This is a genomic window from Prevotella sp. AM34-19LB (genome assembly GCF_003468525.1).
GTDB lineage: Bacteria > Bacteroidota > Bacteroidia > Bacteroidales > Bacteroidaceae > Prevotella.
In genome coordinates this window covers 1-17,504 of sequence record NZ_QSIG01000057.1, presented here as the reverse complement: position 1 = coordinate 17,504, position 17,504 = coordinate 1, and the positions used below count along the sequence as shown (strand labels likewise).

10 protein-coding genes and 3 pseudogenes are annotated in these 17,504 nt (G+C 48.4%); 3 read left to right on the top strand and 10 right to left on the bottom strand.

Translation table 11 applies throughout. The features are described from left to right. The first annotated feature begins 625 nt into the window (after positions 1–625). Complete coding sequence (locus tag DW830_RS13450; RefSeq protein ID WP_117663015.1) at positions 626–1,180, top strand: glutathione peroxidase; 555 nt, start codon at positions 626–628, stop codon at positions 1,178–1,180. A gap of 93 nt (positions 1,181–1,273) precedes the next feature. Here DW830_RS13450 and DW830_RS13445 read toward each other — a convergent pair. The 10 genes and pseudogenes from DW830_RS13445 to DW830_RS13400 form a co-directional block, all read right to left on the bottom strand. Next, positions 1,274–2,634, bottom strand: a pseudogene (locus DW830_RS13445) (TrpB-like pyridoxal phosphate-dependent enzyme). Positions 2,635–3,018: 384 nt separating this feature from the next. Continuing rightward, a complete protein-coding gene (gene mfd / locus DW830_RS13440; protein WP_199656153.1) occupies positions 3,019–6,465 on the bottom strand; it encodes a transcription-repair coupling factor in 3,447 nt (1,148 codons plus the stop codon). A 2-nt stretch (positions 6,466–6,467) separates the two neighbouring features. Next, positions 6,468–7,211, bottom strand: a complete 744-nt coding sequence (locus tag DW830_RS13435; protein ID WP_119250256.1) for a polyprenol monophosphomannose synthase — start codon at positions 7,209–7,211, stop codon at positions 6,468–6,470. Positions 7,212–7,228: 17 nt separating this feature from the next. Beyond that, a complete protein-coding gene (locus DW830_RS13430) occupies positions 7,229–7,987 on the bottom strand; it encodes a lysophospholipid acyltransferase family protein (protein WP_119250255.1) in 759 nt (252 codons plus the stop codon). A 44-nt stretch (positions 7,988–8,031) separates the two neighbouring features. After that, a complete protein-coding gene (locus tag DW830_RS13425; RefSeq protein ID WP_119250254.1) occupies positions 8,032–9,264 on the bottom strand; it encodes a metallophosphoesterase in 1,233 nt (410 codons plus the stop codon). A gap of 65 nt (positions 9,265–9,329) precedes the next feature. Continuing rightward, positions 9,330–10,160: a vitamin B12 dependent-methionine synthase activation domain-containing protein gene (locus DW830_RS13420; protein WP_233544536.1), complete on the bottom strand. Its 831-nt coding sequence runs from the start codon at positions 10,158–10,160 to the stop codon at positions 9,330–9,332. Continuing rightward, positions 10,147–11,487, bottom strand: coding sequence for a dihydroorotase (locus DW830_RS13415; protein ID WP_119250253.1), 1,341 nt, complete (start codon positions 11,485–11,487; stop codon positions 10,147–10,149). Before DW830_RS13415 ends, DW830_RS13420 begins: the two co-directional genes overlap by 14 nt. Positions 11,488–11,514: 27 nt before the next feature. Continuing rightward, positions 11,515–12,334: pseudogene (locus DW830_RS13410) on the bottom strand (DUF4369 domain-containing protein). Between the two features lie 100 nt (positions 12,335–12,434). After that, the gene (locus DW830_RS13405) at positions 12,435–12,860 is read right to left on the bottom strand and encodes a hypothetical protein (RefSeq protein WP_117663027.1); all 426 of its coding nucleotides are present in this window, start codon (positions 12,858–12,860) and stop codon (positions 12,435–12,437) included. A gap of 71 nt (positions 12,861–12,931) precedes the next feature. Then, positions 12,932–13,231 (bottom strand): septum formation initiator family protein, encoded by a 300-nt coding sequence (locus DW830_RS13400; RefSeq protein ID WP_317125426.1) that lies wholly within the window; start codon positions 13,229–13,231, stop codon positions 12,932–12,934. Between the two features lie 157 nt (positions 13,232–13,388). Here DW830_RS13400 and DW830_RS13395 point away from each other — a divergent pair. Together DW830_RS13395 and DW830_RS13390 are read left to right on the top strand one after the other, a co-directional pair. Then, a pseudogene (locus tag DW830_RS13395) lies at positions 13,389–15,187 on the top strand (DNA polymerase III subunit gamma/tau). A 23-nt stretch (positions 15,188–15,210) separates the two neighbouring features. Beyond that, entirely contained in the window at positions 15,211–16,521 is a 1,311-nt protein-coding gene (locus tag DW830_RS13390; RefSeq protein ID WP_117663032.1) for a serine hydrolase domain-containing protein, read from the top strand. The last annotated feature ends 983 nt before the right edge of the window (positions 16,522–17,504 follow it).

Below are 17,504 nucleotides of genomic sequence, written 5' to 3'. Positions count from 1 at the left end.
CAAAAGCTTTGAAATTGAAAGCTTTTGCCCTTTCAGGGCGACTTTTTTGTATCTGTTCTAAAACCCAGGGCGATGCCCTGGGCTAGGAGCTTCTGCCCTTTCAGGGCGTATTGGCTGTGACTTATGACACACCCTCATTTTTGTGTTTATTCGGTAAAAAATAGCGTATAAACATCCCAAAAACCGCCCCAAGATGGCAAAAAGAGAGCAAAAACAGGGTATTTAATACTTTTTAAGACGAAATACATAAAAATTAATATTGTATATGATACAACTTAACGAAAAAATGTGTATCTTTGCACCAAGTTCTTAGAAAAGTTAAATGATAGATTAATCGTAAGGCTTCTCTCCTATTTTATATTTTGAGTTAGGAAAGAAGACGAAAGAGTCCGGGGATTGTGAAATTCCCGGACTCTTTTTATTTCACCCAACCACCTATATCCCCCTATGCACCTTACAAATGATAACTCAAGCTATTTTTTTAGAAAATTTATGCAAACTATTTACTATTTCTAAAAGAAAAATAGTACCTTTGCAAAATAATAATGATTCGGCGACAAAGGATCTTCTCCAATGTCTAAGAAAAAGGGATAGAAATAAACATAAAATTAGATACAAATAAAAAATGAGAACCGTTTACGAATTCTCCGTTAAGGACAGAAAGGGAAAGGAAGTTTCCCTCAAAGAGTACGCTAACGAAGTACTGCTCATCGTTAACACAGCTACCAAGTGTGGCTTTACTCCTCAGTATGAGGAACTGGAAAAGCTCTATGAGACATACCACCAGCAAGGCTTCGAGATACTCGACTTCCCATGCAATCAGTTTGGTCAGCAAGCTCCTGGTACTGATGAAAGCATCCATCAGTTCTGCAAACTTACATACGGCACAGAATTTCAGCGCTACAAGAAGATCAAGGTAAATGGTGATGATGCCGCTCCTCTCTTCAAATTCCTCAAGGAATGCAAAGGCTTCGCAGGCTGGGACGAGACTCATCCGCTCTACCCTGTTCTCGACAAAATGCTCTCTGAGGCAGATCCTAACTACAAGGAAAGCGCAGACATCAAGTGGAACTTCACCAAGTTCCTCGTTAACAAGAAGGGTCAGGTGGTGGCTCGCTTCGAACCTACTACCAGCTTCGACGTTATCGCAAAGGCTATTGAAGAGTGGCTTCAGGCATAAAGATAAAGATAAAGTTAAGTACTTTCATTGATAAAAGCATAAAAAAGCCAGCTTACATTCCTGTAGGCTGGCTTTCTTATTTATTTTAATTTTTTAATCTACCTGTGGTACAGTCTGGAGGAACTTGTTGATTTCCTCATCACTCACCTTATAATCATGCAAATCTCCATTGAGATAGCTTTCGTATGATGGCATATCAATGAGACCATGACCAGAAAGACAGAAGAGAATCACGGTATTCTTACCCTCTTCAGTTGCCTTCTTTGCCTCACGGATTGTTGCAGCAATGGCATGACAGCTCTCTGGAGCCGGAATGATACCCTCTACACGGGCAAAGAGCATACCTGCCTCGAAGGCTTCTGTCTGAGCTATATCTACACCATGCATATAACCATCCTTGATCAACTGAGAGATAATCATACCGGCACCATGGTAACGGAGACCACCTGCATGGATATTGGCTGGCTTGAAGTCATGACCCAAGGTAAACATAGGCAACAGCGGGGTATATCCAGCCTCATCACCAAAGTCATATTCAAACTTTCCACGGGTCAGCTTAGGACAGCTCTCTGGTTCTGCAGCGATAAATTCAGTATGCTTCTCACCCTTCAGGTTATGACGCATGAATGGGAGGCAAGACCACCAAAGTTACTACCGCCACCAAAACAAGCAATCACCTTGTCAGGATACTCACCCGCCATCTCCATCTGCTTTTCAGCCTCCAGACCGATGACTGTCTGATGCAAAGCCACATGATTCAAAACAGAACCCAAGGTATATTTACAGCCAGGAGTGGTTGTAGCCAACTCAACAGCCTCAGAAATGGCAGTACCCAGAGAACCAGGATGATGAGAATCGCGGGTAATGATATTCTTACCGGCACGTGTACTCATACTAGGAGAACCCTCAACGGTAGCACCAAAGGTACGCATGATGCTGGAACGGTATGGCTTCTGCTGCATGGTAATCTTTACCTGATAAACGGCAGCCTCCAGTCCGTAGAGCTTGGCAGCATAGGAAAGGGCACAACCCCACTGTCCGGCACCAGTCTCTGTAGTAACATTGGTATCCCCCTCCTGCTTGCAGTAATAGCACTGAGGAATGGCAGAGTTGATCTTATGTGAACCCAATGGTGTTGCACTTTCATTCTTGAAATAGATATGTGCTGTAGTACCCAAAGCTTCCTCCAATCCGTAGGCACGAACCAATGGTGTAGAACGGTAGAATGCATACTTTTCCTGTACATCCTCTGGAATGTCTATCCAAGCGTGCTCAGTATCAAGCTCCTGCTTAGAGCACTCCTTATTAAAGATGTGAGACAAGTCGTCTGCACTGAGCGGCTTGTGAGTCTGTGGGTTCAACGGTGGCATAGGCTTATTAGGCATATCTGCCTGAATGTTGTACCACTGAGTAGGGATATCCTGCTCCTGGAGAATAAACTTTTTCTGTCTCATGTATATGTTTTTATTAAATTGTTAATTCTAGCTACAAAAGTACGAATAAAAAATGAAATACAGAAATATTCCCTCGTTTTTTAACGAATTTGATGTATTTTGAGCACAAAATGGGAGTAATTATTATTGCGCAAGGATTATTTAATGTTTAATAAGCGTACTTTTACCAGTTTTCACCCCTACTAACAACAATTATTCCCCCTATATTTTTCATTTTCTTCGTACCTTTGCATCAGTTAAAACAAAGGCGTTGGGAAACGCTATCATCATCTTTTACTTATACAAAATATAAAGCATCGGAATATCTGATAAGAGAATCAGATTTCCAATGCTTTTTTTTATTGATTTCAGTTCACGCAGAAAAACTTGGCAGAAGTTTCATTCCTAGTCATTCACCTTGATCTGAGAAATGAAACTCAGCAGATTCTTTGCCTGTTCCACACTCTCTATGTCACGGATGCGAAGGTAGCGCTTGTTGTTCTTTTCCTTCAAGGCACAATTCTGGATATGGGTAGTGGCATAAGCGAGTACACGGGAGAACATCTCGCTGCGATAGAACGGACTATTTACATTGCTCACAAACTGCAGCTGCATGGTAGCCTGCTTGAGCATAATCTTCTCACAACCCAGCGACTTGCCCAGTCGGCGCAGACCTACCACACACATCAACTCATCCGCCTCCCTAGGAACCGGACCGAAACGGTCGATCATTCGCTTACGGAATTCAGCCACCTCCTCTTCACTCTGCAGATGGTCGAGTTCGCGGTAGAGCAGCATTCGCTCAGAACTACCCGGCACGTAGGTATCCGGAAAATAGGTCTCCAGATCACTCTCCACGGCACAGTCATCCACGAAGTCATCACCCGTGAGCAACTTTCCTTCATCCATCTCCTGCTGATACAGGTCGTTGAACTCCTCGTTCTTCAACTCGGTGACAGCCTGAGAGAGAATCTTCTGATAAGTCTCGTAACCCAGGTCTTCCATAAATCCACTCTGTTCAGAACCCAGCAGATTACCAGCACCACGAATATCCAGGTCCTGCATAGCCAGATTAAAACCGCTACCCAGGTCGCTGAAGGTTTCCAGTGCTTCCAGACGGCGACGGGATTCCGGAGTAAGACATGCCTTGGACGGAGCTATCAGATAGCAGAAAGCCTTCTTGTTGCTACGCCCTACCCTACCTCTCATCTGATGCAGGTCGCTCAATCCGAATCGGTGGGCATCATTCACGATGATGGTGTTGGCATTGGATATATCGATTCCGTTCTCTACGATGGTAGTAGAAAGAAGCAGATCATAGTCGTAATTGATGAATCCCATGATGATCTTCTCCAGTTCCTCCGGCTTCATCTGTCCATGCCCGATGGCTATGCGGCAGTCTGGCACCAGTTTTTCGATGAGCAATTTCAGCTCGGTCAGTTTGGCGATACGGTCGCAGACGAAGAACACCTGACCGTTACGGCTCATCTCAAAATTGATGGCATCGGCAATCACCGTCTTGTCGAAGGTGATGACCTCAGTCTGGATAGGATAACGGTTAGGAGGCGGTGTGCGCATGATACTCATATCGCGGGCTCCCATCAACGAGAACTGCAGGGTTCTCGGAATCGGAGTAGCGCTCATGGTAAGGGTATCCACATTCACCTTCAGCTGGCGAAGCTTTTCCTTGGTAGATACACCAAACTTCTGCTCCTCATCAATGATCAGCAGTCCCAGGTCGTGCCACTGTACTGACTTCGATATCAGTTTGTGGGTACCTATCAGGATATCCACCTTGCCCTCCTTCAGCTCTTCCAGAATGCGCCGGGTATCCTTGGCAGTACGGGCACGGCTCAGATATTCCAGGGAAACAGGAAGTCCCTCCAGTCGATGCTTGAAGGTCTGGTAATGCTGGTAGGCAAGCACCGTGGTAGGCACCAGCACAGCCACCTGCTTTCCATCGCAAGCCGCCTTGAAGGCAGCACGGATGGCAACTTCCGTCTTACCGAATCCCACATCTCCACACACCAGACGGTCCATCGGCCTACCGCTTTCCATGTCTTTCTTCACGTCAGCCGTAGCCTTGCTCTGGTCGGGCGTATCTTCATAAAGGAATGAAGCCTCCAGCTCATGCTGCAGATAACTGTCGGCACTATAGGCAAATCCCTTTTCACGCCGGCGTTGCGCATAGAGTTTGATCAGGTCGCGGGCGATATCCTTGATTCGCTTCTTTGCCTTTTCCTTCAACCGGTCCCAGGCACCTGTTCCCAGGGTAGAGAGGCGTGGCGGTTCGCCGGTATCGCTTCTGCGGTATTTACTGATCTTATAGAGCGAGTGGATGCTCACATCCACCTTGTCGTTGTTCTTATACACGATGCGGATCATCTCCTGATAGCTGTCGCCGGTAGGCACACGCACCAGTCCGCCGAACTTTCCGATACCATAATCCACATGCACGATGAAGTCGCCATAATCCATCTCTTGCAACTCCTTCATGGTGAGCGCCATCTTTCCGGCTCTTGCCGAGTCTGAACGGAGATTGTATTTATGGAATCGGTCGAAGATCTGGTGATCGGTAAAGAAGCAGGCATGCTTCTCATGGTCCACGAATCCCTCGTGGATGGTTTTCTCTACAGGGGTAAACCGGATCTGATACCTTTTCAGCTCCTCACTGTCGAAGATATCCTTCAGTCGTTCCTGCTGCTTCTGGCTGTCTGCCAATATATATAAGGTATAGCCCTGAAGCTGATAATCTTCAAGAGTCTGGGCGAGAAGATTGAAATTCTTGTGGAACAGCGGCTGCGGCGCCATATCAAAAGCGATGAGAGCCTGGTTATCGCCCTTGGCTGTCAACAGATGCTCCTGCTTCCTGGCAACATCACCCTCAGACTGCTTGCCGAATTCAATACGCACGTGTTCCACCAGCGCATGCTGAAAATCTGAAGCGGAAACGAGATTCAGCTCTGCCTTCATCTCCCTTCTGATCTTCTCTGCCTCCATCTCGGTGGCACCTTCCAACTGTTCGGTTAGACTCTGGGTAGAGAAACCGTCCTTGTAAATCTGCTCTATGCGGTCGTGCAGCAGCGTGTAGTCATTCATCACCACGAGTGCATCCGCATCCAGGAAATGGAGGAAGCACTGCTTCACGCTCTGTTCGGCAGCAAGTTCCGGAACGATTTCGATGGCATCACGCTTATCCTTCGAAAGCTGGTCTTCGATGTTGAAGGTGCGGATGGTATCAATCTCATCACCGAAGAAATCGATACGGAACGGATATTCGCAACTGTAGGAATAGACGTCAAGGATGCTTCCACGAACGGCAAACTGACCCGGTTCATAGACGTAATCAGTCTCCTGAAGTCCGAAATCACGCAACTGATGCACGATATCTACCTGTGCTATCTGTTGTCCGACAGTAAGTTTGAGGATTCTCTCATCCAGAATCTGCTTGGAAACCACGAGTTCTGCCAGGGCATCCGGATAAGAAACGATATAAATTTGCTTGCCAGCCGACAATCGTGCCAGCACTTCCGTTCTCAGGATTTCGTTAGCCGCATCCCGCTGCCCATACTTGATGGCGCGTCGGTAGCTGGAAGGAAAGAAAAAGGCGCTCTCCTGTCCCAGCATCTGCGTAAGATCATGATAGAAATAACCCGCTTCATCAGCATCATTGAGCACGAAAAGCACGGTGCGCTTCATCTTAGCCTGCAGCGAACCGAAGAACACCGAGGCAGAAGAGCACACCAATCCCTGAAGAAAGACAGAATGAACCGACTTCTTCTTCAATAAATCAAAGAGGGCATTCGCCTGTGGCGAACGCCCGTATAGTTTTGCAATTTCCTGTAATGTCACTTTTACTTCAATTTCGGATATTTCTTGAACCATCCATCAAGACGCAGTCTCATCACGCCGAAGAAAGCCTCTCCAAAGATACCACCACTCATCTTGCTCACTCCCTCACGGCGATTCACAAAGATAACCGGCACCTCCTTGATCTTGAAACCAATCTTATAGGAAGTAAACTTCATCTCTATCTGGAAACCATAGCCCTTGAAGCGGATGGCATCAAGATTGATAGTCTCCAATACCTTGCGGCGATAGCAGACGAATCCTGCTGTGGTATCATGTACCTTGAAACCGGTAACGAAACGCACGTACTTGGAAGCGAAATAGCTCATCAATACGCGACCGATAGGCCAGTTCACCACGTTGACACCCGAAACATAACGGGAACCGATGGCTACATCGTAGCCCTCATCGTGGGTAGCCGCATAGAGGCGAGGCAGATCATTAGGATCGTGGCTGAAGTCGGCATCCATTTCGAAGATGAAGTCATAACCCTGCTTCAGCGACCATTTGAAGCCCATGATATAGGCTGTGCCCAAGCCCAGCTTACCCGAACGCTCCAGGATATGGAGACGGTCGGCAAACTCATCGGCAATCAGCTTCTTAACGATGTCTGCAGTTCCGTCCGGACTACCGTCATCGATAACAAGGATGTCGAATTTCTTCTCCAGGCCAAAAACGGCACGGATGATTTTCTCTATATTTTCCTTCTCGTTGTATGTAGGAATGATTACAATACTGTCACTCATAATGTTCTAATTTAATATATTTATTGGTCAGGATTCTCCACGAATCCCTGATATTCCTTCACCAGTCCACCCATGATGGCATCATAGCTCTTGGTCATCTGGTTCTTGATATTCTCAGGACCCTTGCCCATCGGCTCAATCGGTTCATGGATAGTGAGCTTCAGCGGATGCCAGAATGCCCAGTAGATATCCTTCATGCGGGGCTTGACGTCGAAACTGCCATTGATGGTGAGCGGACAAACCGGCAACTGCAATTCGTCGGCAAGCATGAAGGCACCTCGGCGGAACACACCCATGTGACCGGTAAAGCTGCGGGCACCCTCTGGGAATACCACCAGCGACATTCCCTCCTTCAATACCTCGCGCGCCCTGTCATAGGAAGCACGGATCTTGGAAGGTCCGCTCTTGTCGATAAAGATATGATGTGCATACTCGCAAGCCAAACCTACCAGAGGAATCTTGCGGATGCCCTTCTTCATCATCCACTTGAAGTTACGTCCCAGGAAGCCGTAGATCAGGAAGATGTCGAAAGCCCCCTGATGATTGGCAACAAACACATAACTCTGATTCTTCTTCAGATGTTCCCTACCCTCTACCTTCACCGGCAGGAAAAGGAGACGGATCCACAGGATAGACCACCACTTGCCGGGATAATATCCCCAGAAGTGACCATTGCCCAGTCTGCAGCCTATCACGGTAGTAAGACTGGTAAGAATGCTCGCCAGAACAAGAATCGGCAAACATATCAAAAGCTGATATAATCGATATAAGTATTTCATAATCGCAATTTCATGAATGATTGGAAGATCGTAATTTGATCATCTTATTTTCGTTTCAATGTGATGACTACTATTTCAGGAGTTGCTCCGATGCGGATTGGAATGGTTCCTCCCAATCCGGCTGTGGTATAGAGCTGGCATCCCTCGCGCTCATAGAGTCCGTAATCGAAAGCCGAGAACATAGACGGGCGCAAGCCGAGAACAGAAACCTGTCCGCCATGGGTATGTCCGCTCAGGGTAAGCTGCGGAGCCACCAGCACGCTGTCCTTCGAACCATATTTCTCGTTGATACGTGAAGGCGTCATGTCTTTCCACATCTCCGGAATATGCTGGAGCATCAGCACAAACTGTCCTTTCTTTATACCGTAGAGTGCCTGTGCCACCTCTGCACGCGAAGGCTTCTTGAAGTTTTCGGTACCGGCTACATAGATGGAATCCTTACCGCGATGCAGCACAAAGTGCTCATTCATCAGCAGATGCCATCCCATCTCCCGTTCCGTCTGCTGCACCTTTTCTTCTATCCTGCGGATTTCTGCCTCGTCATCCACATTCATATAATAGGTGTAATCGTGATTGCCCAATACGCTCACCACGCCATCCTTCGCCTTGAGACCACTCAATGTCTTCTTGAAAGGAACCAGTTCCTCCGGTCTCACATTCTGCAGATCACCCGTAAAGCAGATCAGGTCGGGATGCTGGGCGTTGATGCTATCTACATCCCGCTGAGGCATGTGTTTGCGCCATCCATAATAGGAACCTACATGGATATCGCTGAAATGCACGATGCGGTACCCCTCAAACGCCTCTGGCAAATCGGGCACATAGACCGTGAGATGCTTCACCTGGAACTGTCGTACACCCATCGTAAAGCCATAGATGAAACTGAAGAAAGCCCATACGGCAAGGAAGATTCCTACCAGTTTTCCCCAGTTGCGTGCCCGATGCACACTACCTCTAAACCTGCCATCCCCTTTTTTTGCCTTGAAGCGGCGGGAGAGCTTCATACATTCCCATCCCACAAAACTGGTGAAGGCAAAGACAAACTGCGGAACAGCCAACAGTGCCATCATGCCAAACCAGATGTCTATGAACACCGGATTGGCAGGCAGGAAGTCAGGCTCCAGGGTGAGATAGGCAGTGTATCCTATCACGATGGCAGCAGGCAACCAATATAGTATCTTTCGTTTTCCCTTAGGAATATGCAGGTATTTCCGGTCTATCCAGAGATAGGGCAATACCGTGAGCACAATCACGGGAATCAATAATCTAGCTATCATTGTTAAAAACTATCTTTTTTATCTTCTCTAACTTCTGATTACTAACATCATCTCCATCGCATATTCTATTTCAGCAGGCTCGACTGCAGGAACCTTTTCATCAGTTCCACGGGAACGCCCCTGCGGCGGGCATAATCCCTCAGCTGGTCATCTCCAATCTTACCCAGTTCGAAATATCTAGCCATGGGATGAGCGAACATCAGTCCCGACACACTGGCATGGGGCGTCATCATTCCGCTTTCCGTGAGTCGGATGCCCACCTGCTTCATATCGAGAAGCTGGTCGATGAGGAAATTTGCACTCGTATCCGGCAGCGAAGGATAGCCGATGGCAGGTCGGATGCCCTGATACTCCTCCCGATGCTGCTGTTCGATGGTAAGATGTTCATCGGGTGCATAGGCCCAATAAGTCTTTCTTACCTCTTCGTGCAGTTTCTCGGCAGTAGCCTCTGCCAGTCGGTCGCTCAGGGTCTGTGCCATCATGTTGAGATAATCATCGTGCCGGTAGGCATCCATGATTCCTCCATCTACCGTAGAACAGAACACCCCGATCTGGTCTTTCTCCCCGTGTGCCAGCGGACGGATGAAATCAGCCAGACAGAGATTCGGTGCGCCCGGAGCAGATGGATGCTGCTGGCGGAGCATCGGAAAACGGAGCTGCTGATCCTGAAACAGGATATCATCCCCATCGCTGTTGGCATCGAAGAGCTGGAAGATGGCATGGCTGTGAAACCTGTCCTCCCAGGAGGCAAGCATATCCAGCGCTTCCTGCCTCATCTTCTCCTTGTCGCAGCGTGGCTTCCCGCTCAATCCCCAGGCATGGTAGAAATAGAGCCAGTTGATATAAGGCACCAGTTCTGATATTCTGTATTGCCTTACGATTCTATCTTTTATCATAAGTCATCTCCTCGCCACGGTAGGCTGCATCAAAGGCACCCTTGTTATAGACAAGGTGACCATTGCAGAAGGTCTGCTCCACCTGCCACTGATATTCATGTCCCTCCATCGGACTCCACTTGCACTTGCTCTGGATGACATCCTTAGTAACGGTCCATGGAGAGTGAGGCTTCACAATGACGATATCTGCCTGATAACCCTTGCGCAGGAAACCACGCTGGGCTACCCGGAAGAGCTGAGCCGGCTGATGTGCCATCAGCTCTACCATCCGTTCGATGGTAAGCACGCCTTCATCTACCAGTTCCAGCATGGAAACGAGCGAGAACTGCACCATCGGCATACCCGAAGCCGCCTTGGCACATCCCCCCTGCTTGTCCTTCCACTCGTGTGGAGCATGGTCGGTACCGATGGTGGCAATGGTTCCGTCGTTGAGCGCCTTGCGCAAGGCATCACGGTCTGCCAGAGTCTTAATGGCAGGATTGCACTTGATGAGCGCCTTCTTCGTAGCATAGTCGGCATCCGAGAAGACGAGATGGGCTATCACCGCCTCTCCTGTAATCTGAGGAAGAGTATGGGCGAAGAGCTCCAGCTCCCGGGCTGTCGTAACATGGGCGATATGCAGACGGGTACCAAACTCGCGGGCTAATTCCACTGCGAGTTTGCTGCTCTCATAGCATGCCTCTTCGCTGCGGATTTCCGGATGATGCTCCACGGCAGGATCCTCGCCGTACTTAGCCTTGGCCTCTGCCATGTTGCGGTTGATGATTCCGGTATCCTCACAGTGCGTCATCACCGGCAGGTTCAGGTCCTTAGCCGTCTTGAAGACGCGCTTCAGAGATTCCATCTTATCCACCAGCATATTACCGGTGCTGGAACCCATGAAGAGCTTGATGCCTGGCACATGGTGCATATCCAGCTGGGCAAAGGAATCCACGTTGTCATTGGTGGCACCATAGAAGAAGCTGTAGTTTACATGACTCTTCTCTGCGCCCAGCTTTCTCTTGTCATTCCACGCCTGCAGTTCGGTAGTCTGCGGCACGGTATTCGGCATTTCCATATAGGAAGTCACGCCGCCATAGGCAGCCGCGCGGCTCTCACTCTCGATGTCCGCCTTGCGGGTTAGTCCCGGCTCACGGAAATGAACATGGTCATCTATTACACCCGGCAAAACGAAACACCCCGTAGCATCCACTACTTCATCGTAGATGCCACGGGGAGCCATGCCTTCAAATATATCTGAAATCACTTCACCATCGACTAGAAGATCGCCCTGAAATGAGCGACCTTCATTGACAATAGTTCCGCCTTTAATTAACATTTTAGACATAGTATTTCTTTTTTCTAAACTTTGAATTTACTCTTTTGCTTCAGGAATGCTTGGCTTCGCCAGTTCGTTTGGCGTTGGTGCAGGAGCCGCATTCGGATCGGTCTGCGGAGCCGCCATCTGTCCTGCCTGCATGCTTGGATCCATCTGCGCTTCGTAGGTACCGTTCATGATAGCCTGGTTTTCCTGTGCTTTCTGGTAGTAGTCCTTCACGTATGGATCGCTCTTGAAGTGCTCGGTAGCCTTGCTCATGATATCCTCTATCCATGGCGAAAGCATCGGATACTGGTTGCCCATGGTTACGAGGAAGAATACGCCTGGTCCCAAGACATTCTCGAAATTGTCGGTAATGAAGGTAGTCACCAGCTTGTCCTCCTGCTCGGAGAGCTGCATCGCCTCAGCATTCAGTTGGGCAGTCACCGCCTGCATATCGCTTCCATTCATGATGGCCTGGTCGTGCTTATGCACCAGTTCCCGCTGCTGGCTCTGCAGCTGCTGGTATTTCTTGAAGAATCCGAAGAGCTTGTCGTTGAGTGGCGTTCCACTTACTACCTGCTGTACATCGTCGAGTTTCACGGTAATGCTTCCCGCCTCCAGCACCAGTGCAGAACAGGCTCATCGTCCATGAAGACATTTGCCATTCTTGCAGAATCTACCGTTCCCTGGAAATGGAACTGTCCATGTACCACATCACAGGAATCGATCTTGCTGAATTCGTTATTCTTTAAGATTTGAAGGTAGAGCATACGGCCATCCAGGTACTCACGTTGGAAGTACCCGAAATATCGTAGCTACTGGCGCATGAGGTAAGCGCCACCAAGGTGATAAGTGCGTAAAATATCTTATTCATAAGCTTTATAATTCACATTCAGTGAACAAAAGTACAATCATTTCTTGAAGTACCGAAATAAATTGATGCAATTTAATTGAATATTACAAGTATTTATGTTTTATTTGCATTCTTCCCCCTTCATTTCGTGCGAAATGCGGAAGGTAGTGTAGAGTTCCAGGATAGATGCCACCAGCATCACCACGATCCACTTGCCGTAGAAGATGGAGTAAAAGAGCTGCGGATTGCCCAGCCATTTCTCGGTAAAGGTATAGACCGTATCCACCATCGAGATGCCGGCAAAGACAAAGAGGATGTTGGCTACATTCTGGATGCGCTTCAGGCGATGGATGACAGTCGACTTGCCCTCGTAGGTCTGCATTGACTGGATTACGCTGAAGAGCACGGTGCCCAGAAGGAACACCCAGCTCGTGGTTTCCACCAGCGAAGGATAAATCTGTTTCAGCACAAAGCTGCACGCACCGACAACCATCAGCACGCCGCCCAACAAAAACAAAGCACTCTGTATTTTATTCAACTGTTTCATCTTTCTTATTTTCTTTTTCTGTTCGTTCACACCTTATTATATATAGATAGCGTTATTATATATAGATTGCGTTACCGGATGGAATCCTTGTCCTCCTCGTCTTCATCTATTTCCACCGAACCGGGCAGATCCGTGCTCAGCACGAAGATGTCCTCATTGTCAGCCTTCATGAAGTAGCGTTCGCGTGCTATCTTGCCGAAGACTTCCGGTCCCTTGCGCATTTCCTGCAGGATGCGGAGATCCCTGTCATACTCCGTTCTGTACTTTTCTATCTCAGAACGCAGCGTGGCTATCTCAATCTGATACTTGATATGCTGGCGGATGCTATTGTCGTCAATGACACCCACTATCAAAACACCCGCAATTATCACTATAAGATATTTATAGTGAGCGAGATAATTCCATATAATACTTAACTTTTGACTCATTAATTTCCGAATTTGTTTGCAAAGATAATATTTTTTTGTTATCTTTGCATCACAATTAAGAAAAAATAATGTAAGTGAACGTATATTCAAGCAAAAAAGAATGGAAGAATACATAGTTTCGGCTAGAAAATACCGTCCGATGACCTTTGATTCGGTGGTTGGACAGAGTGCGTTGACTACCACATTGAAGAATGCAGTGAAGAGTGGCAAGCTTGCCCACGCTTATCTTTTCTGCGGTCCGAGAGGTGTGGGAAAGACCACCTGTGCCCGCATCTTTGCCAAGGCAATCAACTGCGAGCACCCTCGCGAGGACGGCGAGGCATGCAATACCTGCGAGAGCTGCCAGGCTTTCAATGAGCAGCGCTCCTACAACATCTTCGAGCTGGATGCCGCCAGCAACAATGGTGTCGATCAGATCAAGACCCTGATGGAGCAGACCCGCATCCCGCCTCAGGTAGGCAAATACAAGGTGTTCATCATCGACGAGGTCCACATGCTCAGTGCCGCCGCCTTCAATGCCTTTCTCAAGACTCTGGAGGAGCCGCCATCGCACGTCATCTTCATCCTCGCCACCACCGAGAAGCACAAGATCCTGCCTACCATCCTGAGCAGATGCCAGATCTACGACTTCGAGCGCATGACCGTACCCAACACCATCGCCCACCTCAAGATGGTGGCTGAGAAGGAAGGCATCCAATACGAGGAGCAGGCGCTTGCCGTCATCGCCGAGAAGGCAGACGGAGGTATGCGAGATGCCCTCTCCATCTTCGACCAGGCTGCCAGCTTCTGCCAGGGCGACATCACCTACCAGAAGGTGATAGAAGACCTGAACGTGCTCGACAGCGACAACTACTTCAAGCTCGTGGACCTCGCCCTGGAGAACAAGGTGAGCCAGATGATGCTGCTGCTCGACAATATCCTGGGCAAGGGATTCGACGGCGGAAACATGATTCAGGGACTCGCCCAGCACGTACGCAACGTGATGATGGCGAAGGATACCCAGACCTTGCCGCTGCTGGAAACCAGCGAAGAGCAGAAGGCAAAATACGTGGAGCAGGCTAAGAAGGCCCCAACACCTTTCTTATATAAGGCACTCCAGCTGATGAACAACTGCGATGTGCAGTACCGACAGAGTTCCAACAAGCGACTGCTCGTAGAGCTGACCCTAATACAGATCGGTCAGATTACCCAGCCCGAAGACCAGGATGTGCCTAGTGCGGGGCGTACGCCCCACAGACTAAAATCCCTGTTTCAGAAAATCGTTGCCCAGCTTAAGCCTGCCTCTCAGGGTGCAGGTGCCGGGCAAGAGAGCGGCAGCAAGGCTCCTGTACGGGAAGCACAGCCTGTCGCTGCAGCTACAGCTGCGCCTATATCAACAGTGAGAAAAGGCTCACAGGTAAACTGAAAGGCATCGGCATGAGCTTCGCCAACCTGGAGAAGACGGAGCAGAACAGCCAGCGCATCTACAATCCTATCGACCAGCTCAAGGAAGAAACACCGGCATCAACCGGTGCTGCCGCCAACCACGACCAGCCTTTCACCCAGGAACAGGTAGAAGGCCAGTGGATCAGCATGTGTCTGAGAATGCAAGGCATCAAGGACTTCATCGGACTTGCCAATCGCATGAAACCGATCGTACCTACCATCACCGACTTTCCGCATATCGAGGTAGTCATCGACAACAAGCTGCTGCTCGACGACGTGGTCAAGATCAAGGGAAGAATCCTGCAGACCTTCAGAATCGGCTTGAACAACAGCCAGGTAACACTCGACTACCGTCTGGCAGAATCGGATGAAGTAACCCGAATCCTTTCCAAGCGAGAGATACTTGAGAATATGATAAAGGAAAACCCTGCCATCGGCAAACTGACCCAGGATCTACGGTTAGTCATGGCATAAACAAATAGAATAGTAAGACAATAATGGCAAGAAGACTTAGAAAGAAGCGTATAGCCGTGATACTGCTCACGTTTACAGCCCTCATCGGATGGACCACCCACAGCTGCGTATCGCGCTGCACCTCATCCGACAAGGAGAAATCTGCAGATTCACTGCCTACGGTACATATCAACGATTCCATCACCAATGCCCTCACCGAGGGAAAGGCATACCAGGAGATGGATTCCGTCATCGAGAGATACCTCAAGAGATGGGAAATCAACGGTGCCCAGCTCGTCATCACCCGCAACGACTCCCTGCTCTATGCCCGTGGATTCGGATGGGCAGACAAAGAAAGGGGCATCCGCATGGAACCCAACATGCTGATGCGCTTTGCATCCGTATCCAAGCTCATCACGGCTGCCGGCATCATGAAGCTCGTAGAGATGAAGAAGCTGCGCATGGGCGACAAGGTGTTCGGACAGAAGGGCATCCTCTGCGATACCACCTATAATAACAGCATCAAGGACCAGCGCTACTACAACATCACCGTAGAACAGCTGCTGCGCCACCAGGCAGGTTTCAACAACTATGCCGGCGACCCGGTATCCTCCACCCGTTACATCATGATGCAGAACCACCTCACCACCCCTCCCGACCATCCTACCCTGCTCAGGATTCTCCTGAAGCGTCATCTGGGTTATACGCCGGGCGAGGGCAAGTGCTACAGCAATCTGGGCTATATGATTCTCTCGATGATCGTGGAGAAGAAGAGCGGAATGAAATACGAGAATTTCATCCAGAAGTATGTGCTCCAGCCAGCCGGCTGTTTCGACATGCACATTGCGGGCACCTATTACAAGGACCGCCGTCCTAACGAGACGAAGTATTACATGCATCAGGGCAGCATTCCGGTTTATGAGTACAACAACAGCGGCAGGATGGTAGAGAAGTGCTATGGCGATACCGATCTTCCCCGACTTTCGGGAGCAGGAGCCTGGTGCGGTTCGGCAGCCGAGCTGTCGAGATTCATTGCGAGCATCGACGGCATGCCTCATGTCAAGGATATCCTGAGCAGGAAGAGTGTGCAGTTCATGACGCAGGAACAGCCTGACCATCAGTACTCCATCGGCTGGAACTACACGCCGAAGAGCAACCGCCCTTGGATCCGCACGGGTTCCCTTGCCGGCACCTCTGCGCTGATTCTGAAATATCCTGACGGTCAGTGCTGGATTCTCATCACCAACACCTCCACCTGGAAGGGTCATGGCTTCAGCAACGACACCATGGCATTCTTCGAGAAGCTGCGCAAGAAATATATGCCGCAGATGCCAAAGCGTGATCTCTTCCTGTAAAAAGGACAGAGGGATGTGACAGTTCAACTTACCAGATAGACAAGTGCCGATAGGATTACTCCTATTCGGCACTTTTTATTAAATAATGAATTGTATTTTACGCACTATGAGGATGCAACTTATTAATAATGTTAGCAGTATAAAAGGAATGGCACATAAAAGAGCTGGCAAGAAATCCCACGCAACCAGATTCCAGTAGGAATACATCGGAAGCAAGACCGACATTCCACCCCAGGAAAAGCATTTGAATATACTTACAGGTTCTTTTGCTGGATGTATTCTTTGCCCGCAATGGTTGCATTCGGTATAATAGCTTGTTCCATGCCAGAAGTATTTGCTGATTACCCGCAAAGACACCTTCTTGCCACAAGTTGGGCACTTTGCTTTCGAAAAATTTACGTTTACCATATTATTATTTTTGTTCGTTTGAGATCAAATTATGAATGCAAAGATACGTCTTTTTTCTGTTTCAGCCAAATTTTCTTCTATCTTTCGCAATCGGTATGTGAGATATTCCCGTGCCAGTGTAATCATTCTCTGGCTCGCTGTTCTTCAATCTTACGTTTATCGCTCTCGGCTCAGGATTTTGTCAAGTCAAAGAATTCACTTATATTGGTGTTGCAAAAATAGAAAGTTACTTGAAAATCTCCAAAATAACCTTTTTTCGCTCGTATTTTATGATTATCAATGAAAGGAATAATATTGAGAAATACTCAATTATTTGCATGTTTCGTAAACATTTTGAGAATATTTTACCTTTTTTTGAAATTATCTTCGTACTTTCGCAAGCGTATTTACTTATTTTACTGAAGTTTCGCATGTGGTTCAAGTACGGGCTGAAGACCCAAAAGCTCCTAGCCCAGGGCATCGCCTGGGTATAATGGCAATCAGCAAGGCGCCTGGTAAAGGGCTAAAAGCTTTGTATATTTGACAATGGATATTTAAAGCTTTCCTTACACAGGGCGACAGTTTTGCGTCCATAA

Bases quoted from the DNA above. Each gene is read 5' to 3' on its own strand.
- DW830_RS13450 (WP_117663015.1), top strand. From the start codon at position 626: ATGAGAACCGTTTACGAATTCTCCGTTAAGGACAGAAAGGGAAAGGAA.
- DW830_RS13430 (WP_119250255.1), bottom strand. From the start codon at position 7,987: ATGAAATACTTATATCGATTATATCAGCTTTTGATATGTTTGCCGATT.
- DW830_RS13425 (WP_119250254.1), bottom strand. From the start codon at position 9,264: ATGATAGCTAGATTATTGATTCCCGTGATTGTGCTCACGGTATTGCCC.
- DW830_RS13420 (WP_233544536.1), bottom strand. From the start codon at position 10,160: ATGATAAAAGATAGAATCGTAAGGCAATACAGAATATCAGAACTGGTG.
- DW830_RS13415 (WP_119250253.1), bottom strand. From the start codon at position 11,487: ATGTCTAAAATGTTAATTAAAGGCGGAACTATTGTCAATGAAGGTCGC.
- DW830_RS13405 (WP_117663027.1), bottom strand. From the start codon at position 12,860: ATGAAACAGTTGAATAAAATACAGAGTGCTTTGTTTTTGTTGGGCGGC.
- DW830_RS13390 (WP_117663032.1), top strand. From the start codon at position 15,211: ATGGCAAGAAGACTTAGAAAGAAGCGTATAGCCGTGATACTGCTCACG.